Origin of the sequence: Streptomyces sp. NPDC004266 (assembly GCF_042874095.1) — a bacterium.
Classification (GTDB): domain Bacteria; phylum Actinomycetota; class Actinomycetes; order Streptomycetales; family Streptomycetaceae; genus Streptomyces.
In genome coordinates this window covers 225,106-244,201 of record NZ_JBIAMM010000015.1, presented here as the reverse complement: position 1 = coordinate 244,201, position 19,096 = coordinate 225,106, and the positions used below count along the sequence as shown (strand labels likewise).

The 19,096-nt window shown below is 73.2% G+C and carries 15 protein-coding genes; all 15 read left to right on the top strand.

What is annotated here, in order from left to right:
• Window position 1 precedes the first annotated feature (1 nt).
• Genes asnB through ACFYUZ_RS31045 form a run of 15 tightly spaced genes read left to right on the top strand, consistent with a single transcriptional unit; the run spans window position 2 to window position 19,090 of the window.
• Window positions 2-1,936 carry an asparagine synthase (glutamine-hydrolyzing) gene (gene asnB / locus ACFYUZ_RS31115; RefSeq protein WP_389314828.1) on the top strand — a complete coding sequence of 645 codons (1,935 nt, stop codon included), beginning with the start codon at window positions 2-4 and terminating at the stop codon, window positions 1,934-1,936.
• A 17-nt stretch (window positions 1,937-1,953) separates the two neighbouring features.
• Entirely contained in the window at window positions 1,954-4,146 is a 2,193-nt protein-coding gene (locus ACFYUZ_RS31110; protein ID WP_389314826.1) for a bi-domain-containing oxidoreductase, read from the top strand.
• A complete protein-coding gene (locus tag ACFYUZ_RS31105) occupies window positions 4,143-6,083 on the top strand; it encodes an alginate lyase family protein (protein ID WP_389314824.1) in 1,941 nt (646 codons plus the stop codon). The genes ACFYUZ_RS31110 and ACFYUZ_RS31105 overlap by 4 nt, the downstream gene beginning before the upstream one ends.
• An 11-nt stretch (window positions 6,084-6,094) precedes the next feature.
• Entirely contained in the window at window positions 6,095-7,639 is a 1,545-nt protein-coding gene (locus ACFYUZ_RS31100; protein ID WP_389314822.1) for a right-handed parallel beta-helix repeat-containing protein, read from the top strand.
• 1 nt (window position 7,640) lies between these two features.
• Window positions 7,641-8,894, top strand: a complete 1,254-nt coding sequence (locus ACFYUZ_RS31095; RefSeq protein ID WP_389314820.1) for an O-antigen ligase domain-containing protein — start codon at window positions 7,641-7,643, stop codon at window positions 8,892-8,894.
• 7 nt (window positions 8,895-8,901) lie between these two features.
• Window positions 8,902-10,113, top strand: a complete 1,212-nt coding sequence (locus ACFYUZ_RS31090) for a glycosyltransferase (RefSeq protein ID WP_389314819.1) — start codon at window positions 8,902-8,904, stop codon at window positions 10,111-10,113.
• A complete protein-coding gene (locus tag ACFYUZ_RS31085) occupies window positions 10,110-11,360 on the top strand; it encodes a class I SAM-dependent methyltransferase (RefSeq protein WP_389314817.1) in 1,251 nt (416 codons plus the stop codon). Before ACFYUZ_RS31090 ends, ACFYUZ_RS31085 begins: the two co-directional genes overlap by 4 nt.
• Window positions 11,357-12,151 carry a glucose-1-phosphate cytidylyltransferase gene (locus ACFYUZ_RS31080; RefSeq protein ID WP_389314815.1) on the top strand — a complete coding sequence of 265 codons (795 nt, stop codon included), beginning with the start codon at window positions 11,357-11,359 and terminating at the stop codon, window positions 12,149-12,151. The genes ACFYUZ_RS31085 and ACFYUZ_RS31080 overlap by 4 nt, the downstream gene beginning before the upstream one ends.
• Window positions 12,148-12,795 (top strand): PIG-L deacetylase family protein, encoded by a 648-nt coding sequence (locus ACFYUZ_RS31075; RefSeq protein ID WP_389314813.1) that lies wholly within the window; start codon window positions 12,148-12,150, stop codon window positions 12,793-12,795. The genes ACFYUZ_RS31080 and ACFYUZ_RS31075 overlap by 4 nt, the downstream gene beginning before the upstream one ends.
• A 3-nt stretch (window positions 12,796-12,798) precedes the next feature.
• Complete coding sequence (locus ACFYUZ_RS31070) at window positions 12,799-13,824, top strand: NAD-dependent epimerase/dehydratase family protein (RefSeq protein WP_389314811.1); 1,026 nt, start codon at window positions 12,799-12,801, stop codon at window positions 13,822-13,824.
• A complete protein-coding gene (locus ACFYUZ_RS31065) occupies window positions 13,812-15,095 on the top strand; it encodes a DUF4910 domain-containing protein (protein WP_389314809.1) in 1,284 nt (427 codons plus the stop codon). The genes ACFYUZ_RS31070 and ACFYUZ_RS31065 overlap by 13 nt, the downstream gene beginning before the upstream one ends.
• Window positions 15,092-16,393: a hypothetical protein gene (locus ACFYUZ_RS31060; protein WP_389314807.1), complete on the top strand. Its 1,302-nt coding sequence runs from the start codon at window positions 15,092-15,094 to the stop codon at window positions 16,391-16,393. Before ACFYUZ_RS31065 ends, ACFYUZ_RS31060 begins: the two co-directional genes overlap by 4 nt.
• Window positions 16,390-17,337: a glycosyltransferase family 2 protein gene (locus ACFYUZ_RS31055; protein ID WP_389314805.1), complete on the top strand. Its 948-nt coding sequence runs from the start codon at window positions 16,390-16,392 to the stop codon at window positions 17,335-17,337. Before ACFYUZ_RS31060 ends, ACFYUZ_RS31055 begins: the two co-directional genes overlap by 4 nt.
• Window positions 17,334-18,542, top strand: coding sequence for a polysaccharide pyruvyl transferase family protein (locus ACFYUZ_RS31050; RefSeq protein WP_389314803.1), 1,209 nt, complete (start codon window positions 17,334-17,336; stop codon window positions 18,540-18,542). Before ACFYUZ_RS31055 ends, ACFYUZ_RS31050 begins: the two co-directional genes overlap by 4 nt.
• A complete protein-coding gene (locus ACFYUZ_RS31045) occupies window positions 18,539-19,090 on the top strand; it encodes a dTDP-4-dehydrorhamnose 3,5-epimerase family protein (protein ID WP_389314801.1) in 552 nt (183 codons plus the stop codon). The genes ACFYUZ_RS31050 and ACFYUZ_RS31045 overlap by 4 nt, the downstream gene beginning before the upstream one ends.
• The last annotated feature ends 6 nt before the right edge of the window (window positions 19,091-19,096 follow it).

Genomic DNA, 19,096 nt, shown 5'->3' with positions numbered 1-19,096 from the left:
CATGTGTGGCATCGCAGGCACGTACCGATGGCCCGACGGGAAGGAAGTGACCGACCGGCTCACCGAGACCCTCGCGCACCGCGGCCCGGACGGGGCCGGCCGGTACAGCCATCCCGTCGGTGACGCGGAGGTGCACCTGGGGCACCGCCGGTTGTCGATCGTCGACCTGTCCGAGACCGGCGCCCAGCCGATGGTCTCGGGCGGTCTCGTCCTGACGTACAACGGCGAGCTGTACAACGCGCCCGAGCTGCGGGCCGAGCTGGCGGCGGCGGGCGTGCGCTTCCGGGGGACCTCCGACACCGAGGTGCTCCTGGAGGCCTGGCGGCGCTGGGGCACGGACTGTCTGCCCCGGCTGCGCGGCATGTTCGCGTTCGGGATCTTCGACGAGCGCACCGGTGAGCTGGTGCTCGCCCGCGACCAGCTGGGCATCAAGCCGCTGTTCCTGCTGCGGCGCGGCGAGGGCCTGGTGTTCGCCTCCGAGCTGAAGGCGCTCGCCGCCGTGACCGGCGGATCCCTGGAGGTGGACCACGCGGCCCTGGTGGCCTCGCTGCTCTACTACTGGGTGCCGGACTCGCGGTGCGCGTTCCGCGAGGCGGAGAAGCTGCCGCCGGGGAGCTGGCTGCGGTGCCGGCCCGACGGGCGGGTGGAGCGCGGCCGGTTCTGGCACCTGAAGGAGGTCGCCGCCGAGGGCCGGGAGCGGGCCCTGGCCGGCGAGCGGCCGGATCTCGCCGCGATCGTCGAGGAGTCGACCCGGCGTCACCTGCTGTCCGACGTCCCCGTGGCGACCTTCCTCTCGGGCGGGCTCGACTCCAGCTATCTGACGGCGCTCGCGGCCCGCGAGCAGCCCGGGATCTCGGCCTACACGATCGGGTTCCGCGCCGAGGACGCCAAGTTCGAGGCGATGCCGGACGACCTGCGCTATGCCCGGCAGGTGGCCGAGCGGTTCGGCGTCGACCTGCACGAGATCGAGATCGCCCCGGACGTGCTCGACCTGCTGCCGCGGATGACGTACCACCTGGACGAGCCGATCGGCGACCCCGCCGCGATCAACACCTTCCTGATCTGCTCGGCCGCCCGGGAGGCCGGGGTGAAGGTGATGCTGTCGGGGATGGGGGCCGACGAGCTGTTCGCCGGGTACCGCAAGCACCTGGCCAACCTGGTCGCGCTGCGCTACCAGCGCGTTCCGCGGCCGCTGCGGAGCGGCGTGTCCAGGGCCGTGGACCTGCTGCCGGTCGCCTCGGCCCGCCGCGGGTACCGGTCGGTGCGCTTCGCGAAGCGGTTCCTCTCCTTCGCCGACCTGCCGGAGGAGACGGCGTTCCGGCGGAGCTACACCATGTACGACCGGGAGGAGCTGCTCGGCCTGATCGATCCGGACCTGGCCGGGACGGTCGACGACGTGCTGACCGAGCACGCGGACGTGTACGAGGACAACGCGCTCGACGACTTCGTCAACCGCATGTGCCTGGGCGACGCCCGGATGTTCCTGCCGGGCCTGAACCTGGCGTACACGGACCGGTCGAGCATGGCCGCGTCGACCGAGGTGCGGGTGCCGTACGTGGACGTCGAGGTGGTCAAGGCGGCGTTCACCGTGCCCGGCGACCGCAAGATCGTCGGACGGCAGGGCAAGGCCGTCCTCAAGGAGGCGGCCGCCTCGGTCCTGCCCCGGGAGATCGTGTACCGGCCCAAGGGCCTGTTCAGCGCCCCGCTGCGGGCCTGGATGAGCCGCGACCTGGCCCCGCTGGTGCGCGAGGTGATCCACGACGGCGAGCTCGTCCGCTCCGGCTTCCTGCGCCGCGACGCCCTGGCGCGCCTCGCCGCCGAGGACGCCGCCGGGCACCAGGACCGCTCCAAGCACCTGTGGCACGTGCTGACCCTTGAGTACTGGTACCGCGGCGCGACCTCCCAGGCCGGCCAGAACGCTTCCTTGACTGCGTAGAGAACAAGAGGACTTCGGTGAAACAGGTCGTACAGAACTACAAGAGCGGCGAACTGGCCGTGCTCGACGTCCCGGTGCCGGGGTGCAAGCCGGGCGGTGTCCTCGTGCGGACCGCCTACTCGCTGATATCCACGGGCACCGAGCTCATGAAGGTGTCCGAGGCCGGCATGTCGATGCTCGGCAAGGCCCGCTCGCGCCCGGACCAGGTCGCCAAGGTCGTGCAGAGCGTGGCGACCAACGGCGTGCCCGCCACGTACCGCAAGGTGATGGGCAAGCTCGACTCGTACACGCCGCTCGGGTACTCGCTGTGCGGGGTGGTCGAGCAGGTCGGTGCCGGGATCGACGACGTGAAGGTCGGCGACCTCGTGGCCTGCGCCGGCAACGAGCACGCGCTGCACGCCGAGCTGAACTGGGTGCCGAAGAACCTCTACACCCCGGTCCCGGACGGCCTCGCGCCCCGGCACGCCGCCTTCGGCACCGTCGGGTCCATCGCCCTCCAGGGCATACGCCAGGGCGAGCCGCAGCTCGGCGAGGTGGCGCTCGTCATCGGCCTGGGGCTGATCGGACAGCTGGTGGTGCAGCTCCTCGCCGCCGCGGGCGTCCGGGTCGTCGGCGCCGACCCCGACCCGGCGCGCTGCGAGCTCGCCGAGCGCCTGGGCGCCGAGGCCTGCGGCGATCCCGGATCGGCCTCCGTGGAGACCGCCGTCGCCGAGCTCACCGGCGGTCACGGCGTGGACCAGGTGTACCTGGCGGCCGGTGGCGGCAGCAACCAGCCCGTCGAGCTGGCCGCCCGGCTGTGCCGGGACCGCGGCCGGGTCGTCGACATCGGCAAGTGCCGTCTGGACCTGCCGTGGAACGCGTACTACGAGAAGGAGCTCGACGTCCGGTTCTCCCGCAGTTACGGCCCGGGGCGCTACGACCCGGAGTACGAGCTGGAGGGGCGGGACTATCCGATCGGCTACGTGCGCTGGACCGAGCGCCGGAACCTGGCGTGCTTCCTCGACCTCGTGGCCCGGGGCAGCGTCGACGTGGAGCCCCTGGTGTCGCACGTCGCCGCCTTCGACGACGCCGTCGAGACGTACCGGTCGCTGAAGGACGGCGAGCTGAAGGCCGTGGCCGTGCTGTTCCGGTACCCCGAGCAGGCGGAGGAGGCCACGGAGGCGCCGGCGGTGGCCGTGCCCGCGGTGCACGCGAAGCGCACGCCGGCCCGGGCCGCCGGGAGGCCGGTACGGGTCGCGTTCGTCGGGGCGGGCAACTACGCCACCTCGATGCTGCTGCCTCACCTGGCCGGGCGCGAGGGCGTCGAGCTGTCCGCGGTCGTCACCACGACGGCGCTGTCCGCGGCCAACGCGCAGCGGAAGTTCGGCTTCGCCCGCGCCACCACCGATCTCGACGCCGTGCTCGGCGACGAGTCCGTCGACGCGGTGTTCGTGGTCACCCGGCACAGCTCGCACGCCGACCTGACCCGGAAGGCGCTGCTCGCCGGCAAGTCGGTGTTCGTGGAGAAGCCGCTGGCGCTCAGCGAGGACGAGCTGGCCGGGGTGCTCGCCACGGTGGAGGAGTCCGGCAACGACCGGCTCCAGGTGGGCTTCAACCGCCGGTTCGCGCCGCTGCTCCACGAGGCGAAGCAGCGGTTCGGGGCCCGGACCGGTCCCGCGAACCTCCGCTACCTGGTCAACGCCGGCCGTCTCGAGCACGGCAGCTGGTACCTCCGGCAGGGCAGCGAGGGCTCGCGGTTCGCCGGCGAGGGCGGTCACTTCATCGACACGGCGAGCTGGCTCCTCGACGCCGATCCCGTCTCCGTGTACGCGGTGGCCACCCCCGGCAACGAGGACCTCCAGGTCGTGCTGCGCTACCCGGACGGGTCCACCGCCACCATCAGCTACGTCACCACCGGCGCCTCCGGCTTCCCCAAGGAGACCCTCGACCTGGTCGCCGACGGCAAGGTGCTGCGGCTCGACGACTTCGTCCGCGCCTCCGTGTATTTCGAGAAGAGCACGGCCGGACCCAAGCGGTGGGTCAGTTCGCGGCTGCCCAAGGCCCGCGACAAGGGTCAGAACGCCGAACTGGCCGCTTTCTTCCGGGCCGTGCGGACCGGCGGACCGATGCCGGTGCCGCTGGAGTCGCTCGTCGCCACCACGGCGGCCACCCTCGCCGTGCAGGCCGGTCTGGCGGTCGGCGTGCCGGTGACGCTGGCGGGCGAGCGATGACGACGAGCGCGGGCTGGTACCTGCGCCGGCTGTCCGCGATGGGGCCGCGGGAGGTCGGCGGGCGGACGGTCGACGCGGTGCGCAGGCGGCGGTGGCGGTCGGCGCGGCCGGAGTTCCCCGGCGTGACCGGCGCCCGGTTCACCGCCGTGCTCCCCGCCGGGACGGTCGACCGGGTGGCCCCGGACGCCGCGAAGCGTCTCGTGGCCGAGGCGGACCGGCTGATGGCCGGGCATGCCGAGTACTTCGGGGTGGAGCGCGACGACCTGGCCGACCCGGACTGGTGGTTCGACCCGAAGACCGGGCGCCGGGCACCTTCGGGGTACGCCTTCGACGTGCCGTACCGGGACGAGGAGACGGTCGGAGACGTCAAGCAGATCTGGGAGCTGTCCCGGCACCAGTACCTCACCGTGCTCGCCGCCGCCTACGCGGTCACCGGGGACGAGCGGTACGCCGAGCGGGTGGACGCGCATCTGCGGTCGTGGTGGGCGGCCAACCCGCCGCTGCGCGGGGTGCACTGGACGAGCGGCATCGAGCTGGGGATCCGACTGCTCTCCTGGGTGTGGGTCCGCCGGCTGCTCGACGGCTGGCAGGGCGCGGCCGGTCTCTTCGAGGAGAACCCGGTGGCGCTCCGCCAGGTCTGGTACCACCAGCGCTGGCTGGCCGCCTTCCCCAGCCGGGGGTCGTCGGCGAACAACCACGTCATCGCCGAGGCCGCCGGGCAGTTCGCCGCGGCCTGCGCGTTCGGCTGGTTCCCCGCCTCGGCGCGCTGGCGGGACGACGCGCTGCGGTCGCTCGACCGGCATCTGCGGAGCAACACCTTCCTGTCCGGCCTCAACCGCGAGCTGGCTTCCGAGTACCACGGCCTCGTCCTCGAACTCGGCCTGGCCGCGCTGGCCGAGGCCGACGCCGCCGGCGTGCCGGTGCCCGCGACCACCCGTCTCGTCCTGCTGCGGATGACCGACGTGCTCGCGGCCGTCCTGGACGACCGGCTGCGGCCGCCCCGCCAGGGGGATTCGGACGACGGGCACGGTCTGATCGTGGACGGCGCGGGCAGCGACCGCTGGGGCTCGCTCCTCGCCACCGGCGACGCCGTGTTCGGCCGGCTCGCCTGGTGGCCGGAGGCCACCGGCACCGATGTGCGCACCCCGCTGCTGGCCGCGCTCATCAGGCCCGGTGGACCGGCCGTGAAGCGGCCGGCGAACCGGCCCGTCCATTTCCCCGACGCGGGCATGACGATCATGAGGGCGCCGGGGGGCATCTGGGTCCGCTGCGACGGCGGCCCGCACGGCTTCCTGTCCATCGCCGCGCACGGGCACGCGGACGCCCTGTCCGTGGAGGTCCGGCACGACGGCGTCGACGTGCTCGCCGACCCGGGGACGTTCTGCTACCACGGGCAGCCCGAGTGGAGGCGGTACTTCCGGTCGACCCTCGGCCACAACACCCTGCGGCTCGACGGCCGTGACCAGTCCGTCTCCGGCGGCCCGTTCCTGTGGACCCGGCACGCCCAGAGCCGCGTCCTGGTCGCGGACACCTCGAACCCGGCGGTGTCCCGCTGGTGCGCCGAGCACGACGGCTACCGGCCCTCCGTGCACCGCCGCCGGGTGGAGCTGACGGCCGCGAGCCGGGAACTGCGGGTGGTCGACGAGGTGCGGGGCCCGGGCGGGACCGTGGAGCTGGCGTTCCACCTCGGCCCGGCGATCGCCGCGGAGCTCGTGGGGAACCGGGCCGTGCTCACCTGGACCGTGGACGGCGAGGACCGCTCGGCGGTGCTCGACCTGCCCGCGGGGCTGTCCTGGCGGGCGCACCGCGGCGAGACCGGGCCGCCGCTCGGCTGGTACTCCGGGGGCTTCGGGCGCAAGGAGCCCGCCACCACGCTGGTCGGCACGGGCTTCGCCGACGGCGCGGAGTTCGTCACCGTACTCGGGTTCCACGGCTAGGGAGGAGGACCTTGCGGATCACGTGGCGGCACCGGGCGGTGCCGGCGGCACTGCTCGCGCTGCTCGTGGCGACCGGCTGCGAGAGCGGCGGCGCGCCGGACGCCCGGCCGAAGCAGGGCGGCCGGCCGAGGGCCACCGCCGCCCCGTCCGCGTCCACGGCCGTGGCCCGGGTGTGCGCCGGGCCCGCGGCCGGGCCGGCGCGGGCGCCGGCGGGCGCGGTGACGGTCGATCCCTCGGTGACCGGTGACCTGGCCGCGAAGACCGAGGACAGCCCGCCGGGCACCACGTTCTGGCTGCGGCCGGGCCGGCACAGGCTGGAGCCGGGCGAGTACGACCAGGTCCTCCCCAAGGAGGGGAACACGTACCTCGGGGCGCCTGGCGCGGTGCTCGACGGCGCGAAGACCAACCACTACGCGTTCGGCGGCACCGCCCGCGACGTCACGATCAGGTACCTGACCGTGCAGGGTTTCACCGCGCCGCAGGACGAGGGCGTGGTCAACCACGACATGGCCGACGGGTGGGTGATCGAGCACGCGGTGATCCAGCACAACTCCGGCGCCGGGCTGATGGCCGGTGCCCGCCAGCAGGTCCGCGCCAGCTGCCTGCGGGGCAACGGCCAGTACGGCATGAACGCCTACAAGACCGGTGACTCCATCAAGGGCCTGGTCGTCGAGGGCAACGAGATCACCGGCAACAACACCGACGACTGGGAGCGGAGGCAGCCGGGCTGCGGCTGCACGGGAGGCGTCAAGTTCTGGGCGGTCGACGGCGCCGACATCCGCGGCAACTGGGTGCACGACAACCGCGGGGCCGGCCTGTGGGCGGACAACAACAACAACGACTTCCTCTTCGAGGACAACGTCCTCGAGGCGAACGACGGTGCCGCGCTGATGTACGAGACCAGCTACAACGCGGTCATCCGGAACAACACGATCCGGCGGAACAACTGGGTCGAGGGCCGCGCGGGCGCCGAGGACGGCGACGACTTCCCGTACGCGGCCGTCTACGTGTCGGAGGCCGGCGGCGAGCCGCGGATCCACGCCCGTACGGACAGGATCGAGATCCACGGGAACGTGCTCGAGGACAACTGGTCGGGGATCACCCTGTGGGAGAACGCCGACCGGTTCTGCAACAGCCCGGCCAACACCTCGACCGGCTACTGCACCCTGCTGGTGAAGGACACCAGGCGCTGCGCGCGGCCCGGGATCGCCGGCGCACCGCTCTACGCCGACTGCCGGTGGAAGACCCAGCGGGTGGACATCCACGGCAACCGCTTCGTCCTCGACAAGTCCGTCCTCGACTGCACGGTGTTGTGCGACCGGATGGCGGTGCTCTCCAACGACGGGACCTCTCCGGACTGGTCGCCGTACAAGGGCGACCGGGTGGCCCGGGCGATCACGTTCCGGCAGGACAACCGCTGGCACGACAACGTCTACGTCGGGCCGTGGACGTTCGTCGCGCACGACGCGGGCCGGACGCTCGGCGCCGGGCAGTGGCAGGGCGCGCCGTACGGGCAGGACGCGGGCAGCACCTTCCGCGCGCGGAACGGTGGTTGAGATGCGTACGGACATCGAGGCGGGCACGGACCGCGCCCCCAAGGCGGTCGGGATCGCCTGGGCGCTCCTCGCGCTCAACGTGCTGGGCTCCGCCGGGGCGAAGACGATCGTCCCGATCCCCCGCTCCCTGATCCAGATGGTCACGATGGGCGCGCTGGTCGGCGCGTTCACGCTGGCTCTGACGGTCAACCCGCGGCTGCGGATCCGGCCCAGCGCGTTCGTGTTCCTGCTGACCCTGCTGCTCGTGCCGAGCCTGATCTCCAGTGTGGACGCCGGGGCGGGCGCGCTCTTCCGCTGCGCGCGGCTCACGCTCTTCGTCGGCACGCTGTGGCTCCTCAGCCGCTGGTGGGACGGCAGTCCGCGGTTCGTCCACCACCACATCCGGTGGTACTTCGCGGTGCTCGTCCTGGTGGCCGCCGGCCTGGTCGTCTCGCCGGGCACGGCCATGCCCGAGTACTACGGCGGGCGTCTCGTGGGCGCGTTGTGGCCGCTCACACCGCCGCAGATCGGGCAGTACTCCGCGGTGATCATCGGGCTCTCCGTGCTGCTGCTCCTCGGCCGCAGGACCACCCTGGCCGGCGCGGCGGTGGTCATCGTGCCCTCGTTCGTCCTGCTGGCGATGACCCACACCCGGACGGCGACGCTCGGCATGATCATCGGCCTGGTCCTGGCGATCGGCTCGCTCATCCTGACCAGCGCCGCCGCGCGCAAGTTCTTCGCCTGGGCGGTGCTGTGCGCGACGGTGGCCGCGGTGGTCTTCGGCTCCGCGCTGCGGACGTGGTTCCTGCGCGGGCAGAGCCAGGAGAACTTCTCCAACCTCACCGGCCGGGCGAAGGTGTGGGACTCCCTCCTCTCGGCGCCCCGGACGACCGGGGACACGGTCTTCGGCCTGGGCCTGGGCGACAAGTCGTGGGACGGGCTGCCGATCGACAACAGCTGGCTGGCCGTCTACAACGAGCAGGGACTGCTCGGCGTCGCCGTCGTGGCGTCGTTCCTCCTCGCGCTCGGCGGCATCGCGCTGCTACGGCCGCCGTCGCTGTCGAGGGCCTGCGCGATCTTCCTGATCAGCTACTGCGCGATCTCGTCGTACACCGAGGTGGGTCTCGGCGACGCCTCGGCGTATCTGCTGCATCTGGCCCTGGCCGCCTCGCTGCTCGCGGCGCCCGCCGCGGCCGCGCCGCTCCCGGCGGCCGGCATTCCTCCTCAGAGGTCCGACATTCCCCGACGACGTGTCCCGCGATGGGCCCGGAGGTGATCTGAGCATGCATGTCCTAGTGGTGCACAACCGCTACTCCTCGGCGCAGCCGAGCGGGGAGAACAGGGTGGTCGACGAGGAGGTGGCGCTGCTGCGCGCGGCCGGCCACCGCGTCGACCTGTTCGAGCGGCGCAGCGACGAGATCGCCGGCCGGTCCCTCCTCGGCAAGGCCGCGGTGCCGCTCCTCGTGCCGTGGAACCCGGCGGTCCGCACCGAACTCGCCGCCCGGCTCCGCGCCGACCGGCCGGACGTGGTGCACGTCCACAACGTGTTCCCGCTCCTCTCGCCGGCGGTGCTCGCCGCCTGCGCCGACGCCGGCGTGCCCGTCGTCGCCACCCTGCACAACTACACCCAGGTCTGCCCGCCGGGCACGCTGCACCGGGACGGCCGGCCGTGCACCGAGTGCGTCGGGTCGACGGCGGCGCTGCCCGCCGTCCGGCACGGCTGCTACCGGAACTCCCGGCTCGCCACGGTCCCGCTCGCGGTCAGCCTGACGGTCAACCGGCGGCGGTGGTGGTCCGGGGTGGAGCGGTTCTTCTGCATCTCCGCGGCGCAGCGCGACATCCTGGTGCGGTCCGGCATGCCGGCCGAACGGCTCGCGGTGAAGCACAACTTCGTGCCCGACCCGGGCACCTGCCGGACGGGCACCGGTGAGCACCTGCTCTTCCTCGGCCGGCTCGCGGAGCCCAAGGGCGTACGGCTGCTCATGACCGCGTGGGACGAGCTCGCGGCGGACGGCGGGGCGGGCGTGCCGCTCGTGCTCGCCGGCGCGGGGCCGCTGGAGCGGGAGGTGGCGGCCTGGGCGGAGGGCCGGGACGACGTGCGGTACGTCGGCCTGTACGACCCGGAGGAGTGCCGGCGGGCCGTGGCCCGGTCGGTCGCCGTGGTGGCTCCCTCGATGGCCAGGGAGACCTTCGGACTGGTGGTCGCCGAGGCGATGGCGGCCGGGGTCCCGGCCGTCGCCGCCGGGCACGGCGCCTTCGTCGAACTCGTCGACGAAGGGGTGACCGGGCTGCTGCACCGGCCGGGCGAGGCCTCCTCGCTCGCGGACCGCCTGCGGCGGATCACGGCCGCGCCGGCCCGCAACCGGGAGATGGGCCTGGCGGCCCGGCGCCGGTACGAGCGGCACTTCAGCCCGGCCGTCGGGCTGGAGCGCCTGCTGGAGGAGTACCGCACCGCGATCGCGGTGCGGGCGGAATCAATGGGGGGCAGTAAATGACACGATGCCGACTCTGCGGCTCGGCGGCGCTCACGAGCGTCGTCGACCTGGGGGCGACGCCGCCGTGCGAGAGCTTTCTCGCCGCGGACGAACTGGACCGGCCGGAGCCCGCGTACCCGCTGCACCTGCGGGTCTGCACCGACTGCTGGCTGGCCCAGCTCCCTCCGCTGATCACGCCGGAGGAGACCTTCGAGGAGTACGCGTACTTCTCCTCGTACTCGACCTCCTGGGTGGAGCACGCGCGCACGTTCGTCGCGGACGCGGTGGAGCGGCTCGCCCTCGGCGGCGACGCCTTCGTGGTCGAGGTCGCGAGCAACGACGGGTACCTGCTGAAGCACGTGGTGGACCGCGGGATCCGCTGCCTCGGCGTCGAGCCCTCGGTGAACGTCGGCGCCGCGGCGCGGGAGGCAGGCGTGCCCACGCGCACCGATTTCCTGAGCCCGGAGACGGGCGCGGCCGTCCGCGCCGAGCACGGCCCGGCGGACCTGGTCGTCGCCAACAACGTGTACGCGCACATCCCCGACGTCGTCGGCTTCACCCAGGGGCTGCGCGCCCTGGTCGCCGACGACGGCTGGGTCTCCATCGAGGTGCAGCACCTGCTGACCCTGATCGAGGAGAACCAGTACGACACGATCTACCACGAGCACTTCCAGTACTACACGGTCGCGTCCGCGGCCCGGGCGCTCGCGAGCGGCGGGCTCACGCTCGTGGACGTCGAGCTGCTGCCCACGCACGGCGGCTCCATCCGGCTGTGGGCCCGCCCCTCCGCGGTGGCCGGCGAGCCGACCGGCCGCGTGGCCGAGGTGCTGGACCGGGAGAAGGCCGCCGGACTCCAGGACCTGTCCGGGTACGCCGAGTTCTCCGACCGGGTGGCCAAGGTGCGCCGGGACCTGCTGCGGTTCCTCATCGACGCGGCCGAGCGCGGCGAGACGGTCGTCGGCTACGGCGCCCCCGGCAAGGGCAACACGCTGCTCAACCACTGCGGCATCCGGCCCGACCTGCTCGCGTACACGGTCGACCGCAACCCCTACAAGCACGGCAGGTTCACCCCGGGCACCCGCGTCCCGATCCTGCCGCCCGAGCGGATCGCCGCCGACCGGCCGGACTACGTCCTCGTCCTCCCCTGGAACCTGCGGGCCGAGCTGGTCGAGCAGCTGTCCTTCGTGGGCGACTGGGGCGGCCGTCTCGTCTTCCCCATCCCGGAACTGAGCATCGTCGAGGTGCCCGCGAAAGAGGTCACAGCATGAAGGTCGTCCTGTTCTGCGGCGGTTACGGAATGCGGATGCGCAACGGCACCTCCGACGACGTGCCCAAGCCGATGGCGATGGTCGGCCCGCGCCCGCTGATCTGGCACGTCATGCGCTACTACGCGCACTACGGGCACACGGAGTTCATCCTGTGCCTCGGATACGGCGCGCACCACATCAAGGACTTCTTCCTCAACTACGAGGAGACGACGTCCAACGACTTCGTGCTGCGCGGCGGCCGGACCGAGCTGCTGTCCACCGACATATCCGACTGGACGATCACGTTCGCCCAGACCGGCATCGAGTCGCCGATCGGGGAGCGGCTGCGCCGGGTGCGGCACCACCTGGACGGCGACGAGATGTTCCTCGCCAACTACGCCGACGTGCTCACCGACGCGCCGCTGCCGGAGATGATCGACCGGTTCTCCCGGCGCGACGCCGGCGCCTCGATGACGGTGGTGCCGCCGCAGTCCTCTTTCCACTGCGTGGAGCTGGGCGAGGACGGGCTCGTGGGGGGCATCACCGCCGTCAGCGAACTGCCGCTGTGGGAGAACGGCGGCTACTTCGTCCTCCGCCAGGAGGTCTTCGACCACATACCGGAGGGCGGGGACCTGGTCGCCGACGGCTGCGCCGGCCTGGCCAAGGAGGGCCGTCTGGTGGCGTATCAACACCGCGGCTTCTGGAAGCCGACCGACACCGTGAAGGAGCGGGCCGCGCTCGACGAGGCCTACGCCCGGGGCGACCGCCCGTGGGCCGTGTGGGAACGGGACGCGGCGGGGGTGACCGCTTGATCCGCCTCGGCACCGGGCGCCTGGACCGGATCGTCGCGGTGGGCGCGCACTGCGACGACATCGCCATCGGCGCCGGCGGCACGCTCCTCGCGCTGTGCCTCGCACGTCCGGGCACACGCGTCGACGCGCTGGTGCTCTCCGGCGGCGGAGGCGAGCGGGAGCAGGAGGAGCAGGCCGCGCTCGCCGCCTTCTGCCCGGGCGCCGACCTGCGGCTGACCGTGCTCAAGCTGCCGGACGGCCGGCTGCCCGCGCACTGGGAGGAGGCCAAGGCGGCGGTCGAGGAGCTGCGCGAGCGGACCGAACCGGACCTGATCCTGGCCCCGCGCACCGAGGACGCGCACCAGGACCACCACACCCTGGCGAAGCTGATGTCCACCGCGTTCCGCGACCACCTCGTGCTCGGCTACGAGATCGTCAAGTGGGACGCCGATCTCGGCCGCCCGGTGGCGTACCAGCCGCTGTCGCCGGAGATCGCCGAGGAGAAGGTGCGGCTGCTGCAGGAGCACTACCCCTCGCAGCGGCACCGGCCCTGGTACGACCGGGAGGCCTTCCTCGGCCTGGCACGGATCCGCGGCATCGAATGTCACGCGCGCTACGCCGAGGCGTTCGCCGTCACCAAACTCACTCTCGACCTGGGGGACTGAACCTTGCGCGTACTGCTGACCGGACACCAGGGCTACCTGGGCACCGTCATGGCTCCCGTCCTCACCGCCGCCGGGCACGAGGTCGTCGGGCTCGACTCCGGCCTGTTCGCCGACTGTGTGCTCGGCCCGGCCCCGGCGGACCCGGCGGGCCACCGGGTGGACCTGCGGGACGTCACGGCCGAGCACGTGGCCGGGGTGGACGCCGTGATCCACCTGGGCGCGCTGTCCAACGACCCGCTGGGATCGCTGGCGCCCGAGCTCACCTACGACATCAACCACCACGCGTCCGTGCGCCTCGCCCGGCTGGCCCGCGAGGCGGGCGTGAAGCGTTTCCTGTACGCGTCGACGTGCTCCGTCTACGGAGCGGCGGGCGGCGACGAGCTGGTGACCGAGGACGCCCCGCTGCGCCCGGTGACGCCGTACGCGGAGTCCAAGGTGCGCGTGGAGGACGACCTGCACGCCCTGGCCGACGACGACTTCACCCCGGTGTACATGCGCAACGCCACCGCCTTCGGCTACTCCCCCAGGCTGCGCGCCGACATCGTGCTGAACAACCTGGTGGGCCACGCGCTGCTGTCCGGCGAGGTGCTGGTGCTGTCCGACGGCACCCCCTGGCGCCCGCTGGTGCACGCCGCCGACATCGCCCGGGCCTTCACGGCCGCGCTGGAGGCGCCCCGGGAGGCGGTGCACGACCAGGCGTTCAACATCGGCAGCGAGGTCAACAACGTCACGGTCGCCGAGATCGCCGCGCAGGTCGCCGAGGCGGTGGACGGCTCGAAGGTGGTGATCACCGGCGAGACCGGCGCCGATCCGCGGTCGTACCGGGTGGACTTCTCCCGGTTCCGCTCCGCGGTCCCCGGCTTCGACTGCGAGTGGACGGTGAAGCGGGGCGCGCTGGAACTCGCCGAGGCCTACAGGGAGCACGGTCTCACCCGGGAGGACTTCGAGCGGCGCTTCACCCGCCTCGCCGTGCTGCGCGCGGCCTCCGGCACCGGCGCCGTCGACGACACCCTGCGGTGGCGCCGATGACGGCGGCCGGCGAGGAGATGCACGCCCTGGTGGAGCGGTTGTACCCGCTGTGCCGGAGCATCACCGGCGACGGGGTGCGCGCCACCCTGGAGATCGTCGGCGAGTACCTTCCGCTGGAGGTGCACGAGGTGCCGACCGGGACGCAGGTGCTGGACTGGACGGTGCCCCAGGAGTGGAACATCCGGGACGCGTACGTCGCCGACCCGGCCGGCAACCGGGTCGTCGACTTCGCCGCGTCCAGCCTGCACGTCCTCGGCTACAGCGTGCCGGTGTCGGCGACCCTGCCGCTGAGCGAGCTGCGCGAACACCTGCACACCCTGCCGGACCACCCGTCCTGGGTGCCGTACCGCACCAGCTACTACAAGCCGGAATGGGGCTTCTGCCTGGCCCAGGAGACCCTGGACGCGCTGCCGGACGGCGCGTACGAGGTGCGGATCGACTCCACGCTGGCCGACGGCCACCTCACCTACGCCGAGCACGTGGTCCCCGGGCAGGTCGCCGACGAGGTGATCGTCTCCTGCCACGTCTGCCACCCGTCGCTGGCCAACGACAACCTGGCCGGCATCGCAGTGGCGACGTTCCTCGCCCGGGCGCTCGCGGAGGGGACGCCGTACTACACGTACCGCTTCCTCTTCGCGCCCGGCACCATCGGGGCGATCACCTGGCTGGCCCGGAACAAGGAGCGGATCGACCGGGTCAAGCACGGGCTCGTGCTGGCCTGCGCCGGCGACCGGGGCAGCCTGACGTACAAGCGGAGCCGGCGCGGCGACGCGGAGATCGACCGGGTGATGCGGCACGTGCTCGAATCCTCCGAACGGCCGCACGGAATCGTCGAGTTCACTCCGTACGGCTACGACGAGCGGCAGTTCTGCTCGCCCGGCTTCGACCTCGGCGTGGGCTCGCTCACCCGTACCCCGTACGCCGGTTACCCCGAGTACCACACCTCGGCGGACAACCCGGACTTCGTCTCCCCGGAGGCGATGGAGGACACGCTCGCCGTCTGCCGCGAGGCGTTCGCCGTCCTCGACCGCAACCGGCGCCACCTCAACCTCAGCCCCTACGGCGAACCCCAGCTCGGCCGGCGCGGGCTGTACGACGCTCTCGGCGGCCGCAGCGACACCAAGCAGGCCCAGATGGCCATGCTCTGGGTGCTCAACCTCTCCGACGGCGAGCACGACCTGCTGGACGTCGCCGAGCGGTCCGGGCTGCCGTTCGACACCGTCGCCGCCGCCGCCGACGCCCTGGTCGCCGCCGGGCTGATCAAGGCATGACGCCGATGACCACCGAGGAGGAGGAGAAGGCGACGGCACCGGCCCGGTCCGTGCGGCGGGCCGTCGTCGGCCGGCTGTCCTGGGGACTGGCCGACCAGGCGGCCTCCAGCATGTCCAACTTCGTGGTGGGGTTCTACGTGGCGCGCTCGCTCGGGGTGACCGCCTTCGGCGTGTTCAGCCTCGCGTGGGTGACCTACGGCGTGGTGCTCGGCGCCTCCCGGGGGCTCGCCACCGATCCGCTGGTGGTGCGCTTCAGCGGCGTGTCGCAGACGGCCTGGCGCGGGGCGGCGGCCCGGTCGACGGGCGCCTCGCTCGCCGTCGGCGCCGCCGTCGGCGCGGTGTGCCTGCTGGCCGGGCTCGCCCTCGGCGGCGGCGTGGGGACCGCGTTCGCCTGCCTGGGCGTCGTCCTGCCGGGGCTGCTGCTGCAGGACGCCTGGCGGTTCGCCTTCTTCGCCGCGGGCGCCGGACGGAAGGCGTTCGTCAACGACCTGGTGTGGGGCGTCGCGCTCGTCCCGGCCATGGTCGTGGCGGCCCGCGTGGGCAGCGTGGCCGCCTTCGTGCTCGCCTGGGGCGCGTCCGCCGCGGTCGCCGCGGCGTACGGCCTGCTCCAGTCCGGCGTCCGGCCCCGGACGGCCGAGGCGCGCGGCTGGCTGCGCGAGCAGCGCGACCTCGGCTACCGCTACCTCGTCGAGAACGGCAGCCTCAGCGGCGCGGGCCAGCTCCGGTCGTACGGGCTCGGCGTGATCGTCGGAGTCGGCGCGGTGGGCGCGGTCCGCGGCGCCGAGCTCCTGCTCGGCCCGTTCCTCGCCCTGCTGATGGGGCTGTCGCTCGTCACCGTCGCGGAGGCGGCACGGGTGCTGCGCCGGGCCCCGCACCGACTCGGCAGGTTCTGCCTCCTGCTCGGCGGCGGGCAGGCCGTCGCCGCGCTGCTCTGGGGCGCGGCGCTGCTGCTCGTGCCCGACCGGCTCGGCGAGCTCGTGCTCGGCGACGTCTGGCACTCCGCCTCGGAGCTCATCGTGCCGGCCACGCTCGGCGTCGCGGGCGCCGGCCTCGGCACCGGCGCGGCGGCCGGGCTGCGCGCGCTCGGCGCGGCCCGGCGCAGCCTGCGCGCCCAGCTGTTCGCCTCCGCCTGCTACGTCACCGGCGGCCTCGGCGGGGCCGTCGTGGCCGGCACCGTCGGCTCGGCCTGGGGCGTCGCCGCCGCGACCGCCGCAGGCTCGGCCGTGTGGTGGCTGCAGCTGCGCTCCGCCTCGCGGGAGCACCACCGGAACCCGAACCACGAAGTGAGGACCCCATGACCGCCCGACCCCGGCTGAGCATCGGCCTGCCCGTGTACAACGGCGAGGAGTACCTCGCCGAGTCGCTCGACGCCCTGCTCGGCCAGACGTACGAGGACTTCGAGCTGGTCATCTCCGACAACGCCTCGACCGACGGCACGCGGGACATCTGCCGCCGGTACGCCGAGAAGGACTCCCGCATCCGCTACATCCGGCTGCCCCGGAACATCGGGGCCGCGCCCAACCACAACTACGTCTTCACCGAGTGCCGGGGCGAGCTGTTCAAGTGGGCCTCGCACGACGACCTGTACGCCCGGGACCTGCTGCGACGCTGCGTGGAGGCGCTCGACGAGCGGCCGGAGGTGATCCTCGCCCACGCCGACCAGGCCGTCATCGACGCCGACGGCCGGGTGAAGGTCCCGTACGAGTACAAGCTCGCCACCGCCTCCCCGCGGGCGCCGGAGCGGTTCCGCAGCATGCTGTTCGAGCCCGGCGGCGACGACTTCTACGGGGTGATACGGGCCGACGTGCTGCGCCGGGTGAAGCCGCACGACAGCTACCACCACGCGGACCGCACGTTCGTCTCCGAGATCGGCCTGCACGGCCCCTTCCACCAGGTGCCCGAGCTGCTGTACTTCCGCCGCGACCACCCCACCCGCGCCGAGCGGGCGAACCCCTCCAAGCGCTCCCGGTGCGTCAACCTGGATCCGCGCCGGGCGGGCCCGCTGCACCCGACGCCCCGGCTGCTCGCCGAGTACGTCTGGGGCTTCGTCTCGGCAATCCAGAGGGCTCCGTTGTCCGCCGCCGACCGGCGCGCGTGCTACCGCCACCTCGCCGCCTGGGCGACCAGCCGGGCCCGGCCGGGTGCCGGCGAGCGGGTCGAGGACCGCGCGCCGGTCGACCCGGCCCGGCTCGCCGTCTCCGTCGACGCCCTCGTCGCCGGACGCGAGGGAAGGCGGTCATGACTCCGGTACGGGTCGGGGTCTTCGGCCTCCTCGGCTCCGGGAACCTCGGCAACGACGGATCGCTCGAGGCCGTCCTCGGGTACCTCCGCGCCGAGCACCCGGAGGCGGCCGTCGACGCGCTGTGCGGCGGACCCGAGGCCGTGACGGCCCGGTACGGGATCCCCGCGACCCGGCTGCACTGGTACCGCGGGGAGTACCGGACCGCGTCGCGCGCGGGCGCGGTCGCGGGGAAGGGCCTGGGCAAGCTCGTCGACGTCCTCCGCACCGCCGCCTGGGTGCGCCGGCACGACGTGGTGATCGTCCCCGGCATGGGCGTCCTGGAGGCCACGCTGCCGCTGCGGCCGTGGGGCTTCCCGTACTCGCTGTTCCTGCTCTGCGCGACCGGCCGGCTCCTCGGCACCCCGGTCGCGCTCGTCGGCGTCGGCGCCGCCGCGATCCGCGACCGGCCGACCCGGGCCCTGGTCCGCTGGTCGGCGCGGCTCGCCGCGTACCGGTCCTACCGGGACGCCCAGTCCCGCGACGCCATGCGGGAGATGGGCGTGGACACCGCACGCGACGAAGTGCATCCGGACCTCGCCTTCTCCCTGCCGACGCCGCCGGCTCCCCCGGCGGGCCCGCCGGGCCTGGTCTGCGTCGGCGTCATGGCCTTCCACGGCGGCAACGACGACCGGGCCCGGGCCGAGGAGATCCACCGGCGCTATCTCGACGGGACGATCCGCTTCGTCCGCGCGATGGTCGAGGACGGCAGGCCGGTCCGGCTGCTCACCGGCGACGACGTCGACGCGACGGTGGTCGCCGCGATCCTCGGCGCGGTGGACTCGCCGCTGGTCACCGCCGCGGAGACGGCCTCACTGGCCGACCTGACGCGGGAGATGGCGGCCGCCGACACGGCGGTGGCGATCCGCTACCACAATCTGATCTGCGCGCTGAAGGCGGGCACTCCGGTGCTCGCGGTCACCTACGCGGCGAAGAGCGAGGCGCTCATGGCGCAGATGGGCCTCGCCGAGTACTGCCACCCGGCGCGCGAGGTCGACGCCGACCGGCTGCTCGAACAGTTCCGGGAGCTGGAGAAGCGCTCGGCGGAGCTGCGGCGGACGCTCGCCGAGCGGAACGAGGACGCCGTCCGGCGACTCGACCACCAGTTCACCGCCCTGACGGCGGCCCTGTTCCCCACGACCACCCCCACCTCGCGGAAGGCTCCATGAAAGCGACCGAAGTCCCGGAGATCGCCGGCGCGTACCTGTTCGAACCGACCCCGCACGCCGACGAACGCGGCTTCTTCTGCCGCACCTTCGACGCCGACGTGGTCCGCTCGGTCGGCATCGACCCGGACGCCTTCGTCCAGGACAGCCTGTCCCGCTCGGTCCGGGGCGTGCTGCGCGGCCTGCACCTGCGCTCCGGCGAGGGCGAGGCCAAGCTGGTGCGCTGCTCGTACGGGAAGGTCTTCGACGTCGTCGTCGACCTGCGCCCGGACTCGCCGACGTACCTGGGCCGGGCCTTCTTCGAGCTGTCCGGCGAGACGCAGGCGACGCTGTACATCCCGGCGGGGTGCGCGCACGGCTTCCAGGCGCTGACCGAGACCGCCGACACCTCGTACCGGATCGACCGCCCGCACGATCCGGCGGAGGACGTGACGATCGCCTTCGACGACCCGGAGCTCGCCATCCCCTGGCCGCTGCCGGTCACGTCGACGTCCCAGCGGGACCGGGAGGCGCCGAGCCTCGCCGAGGTCCTGAAGCACAAAGAGAAGTGAGGTCGG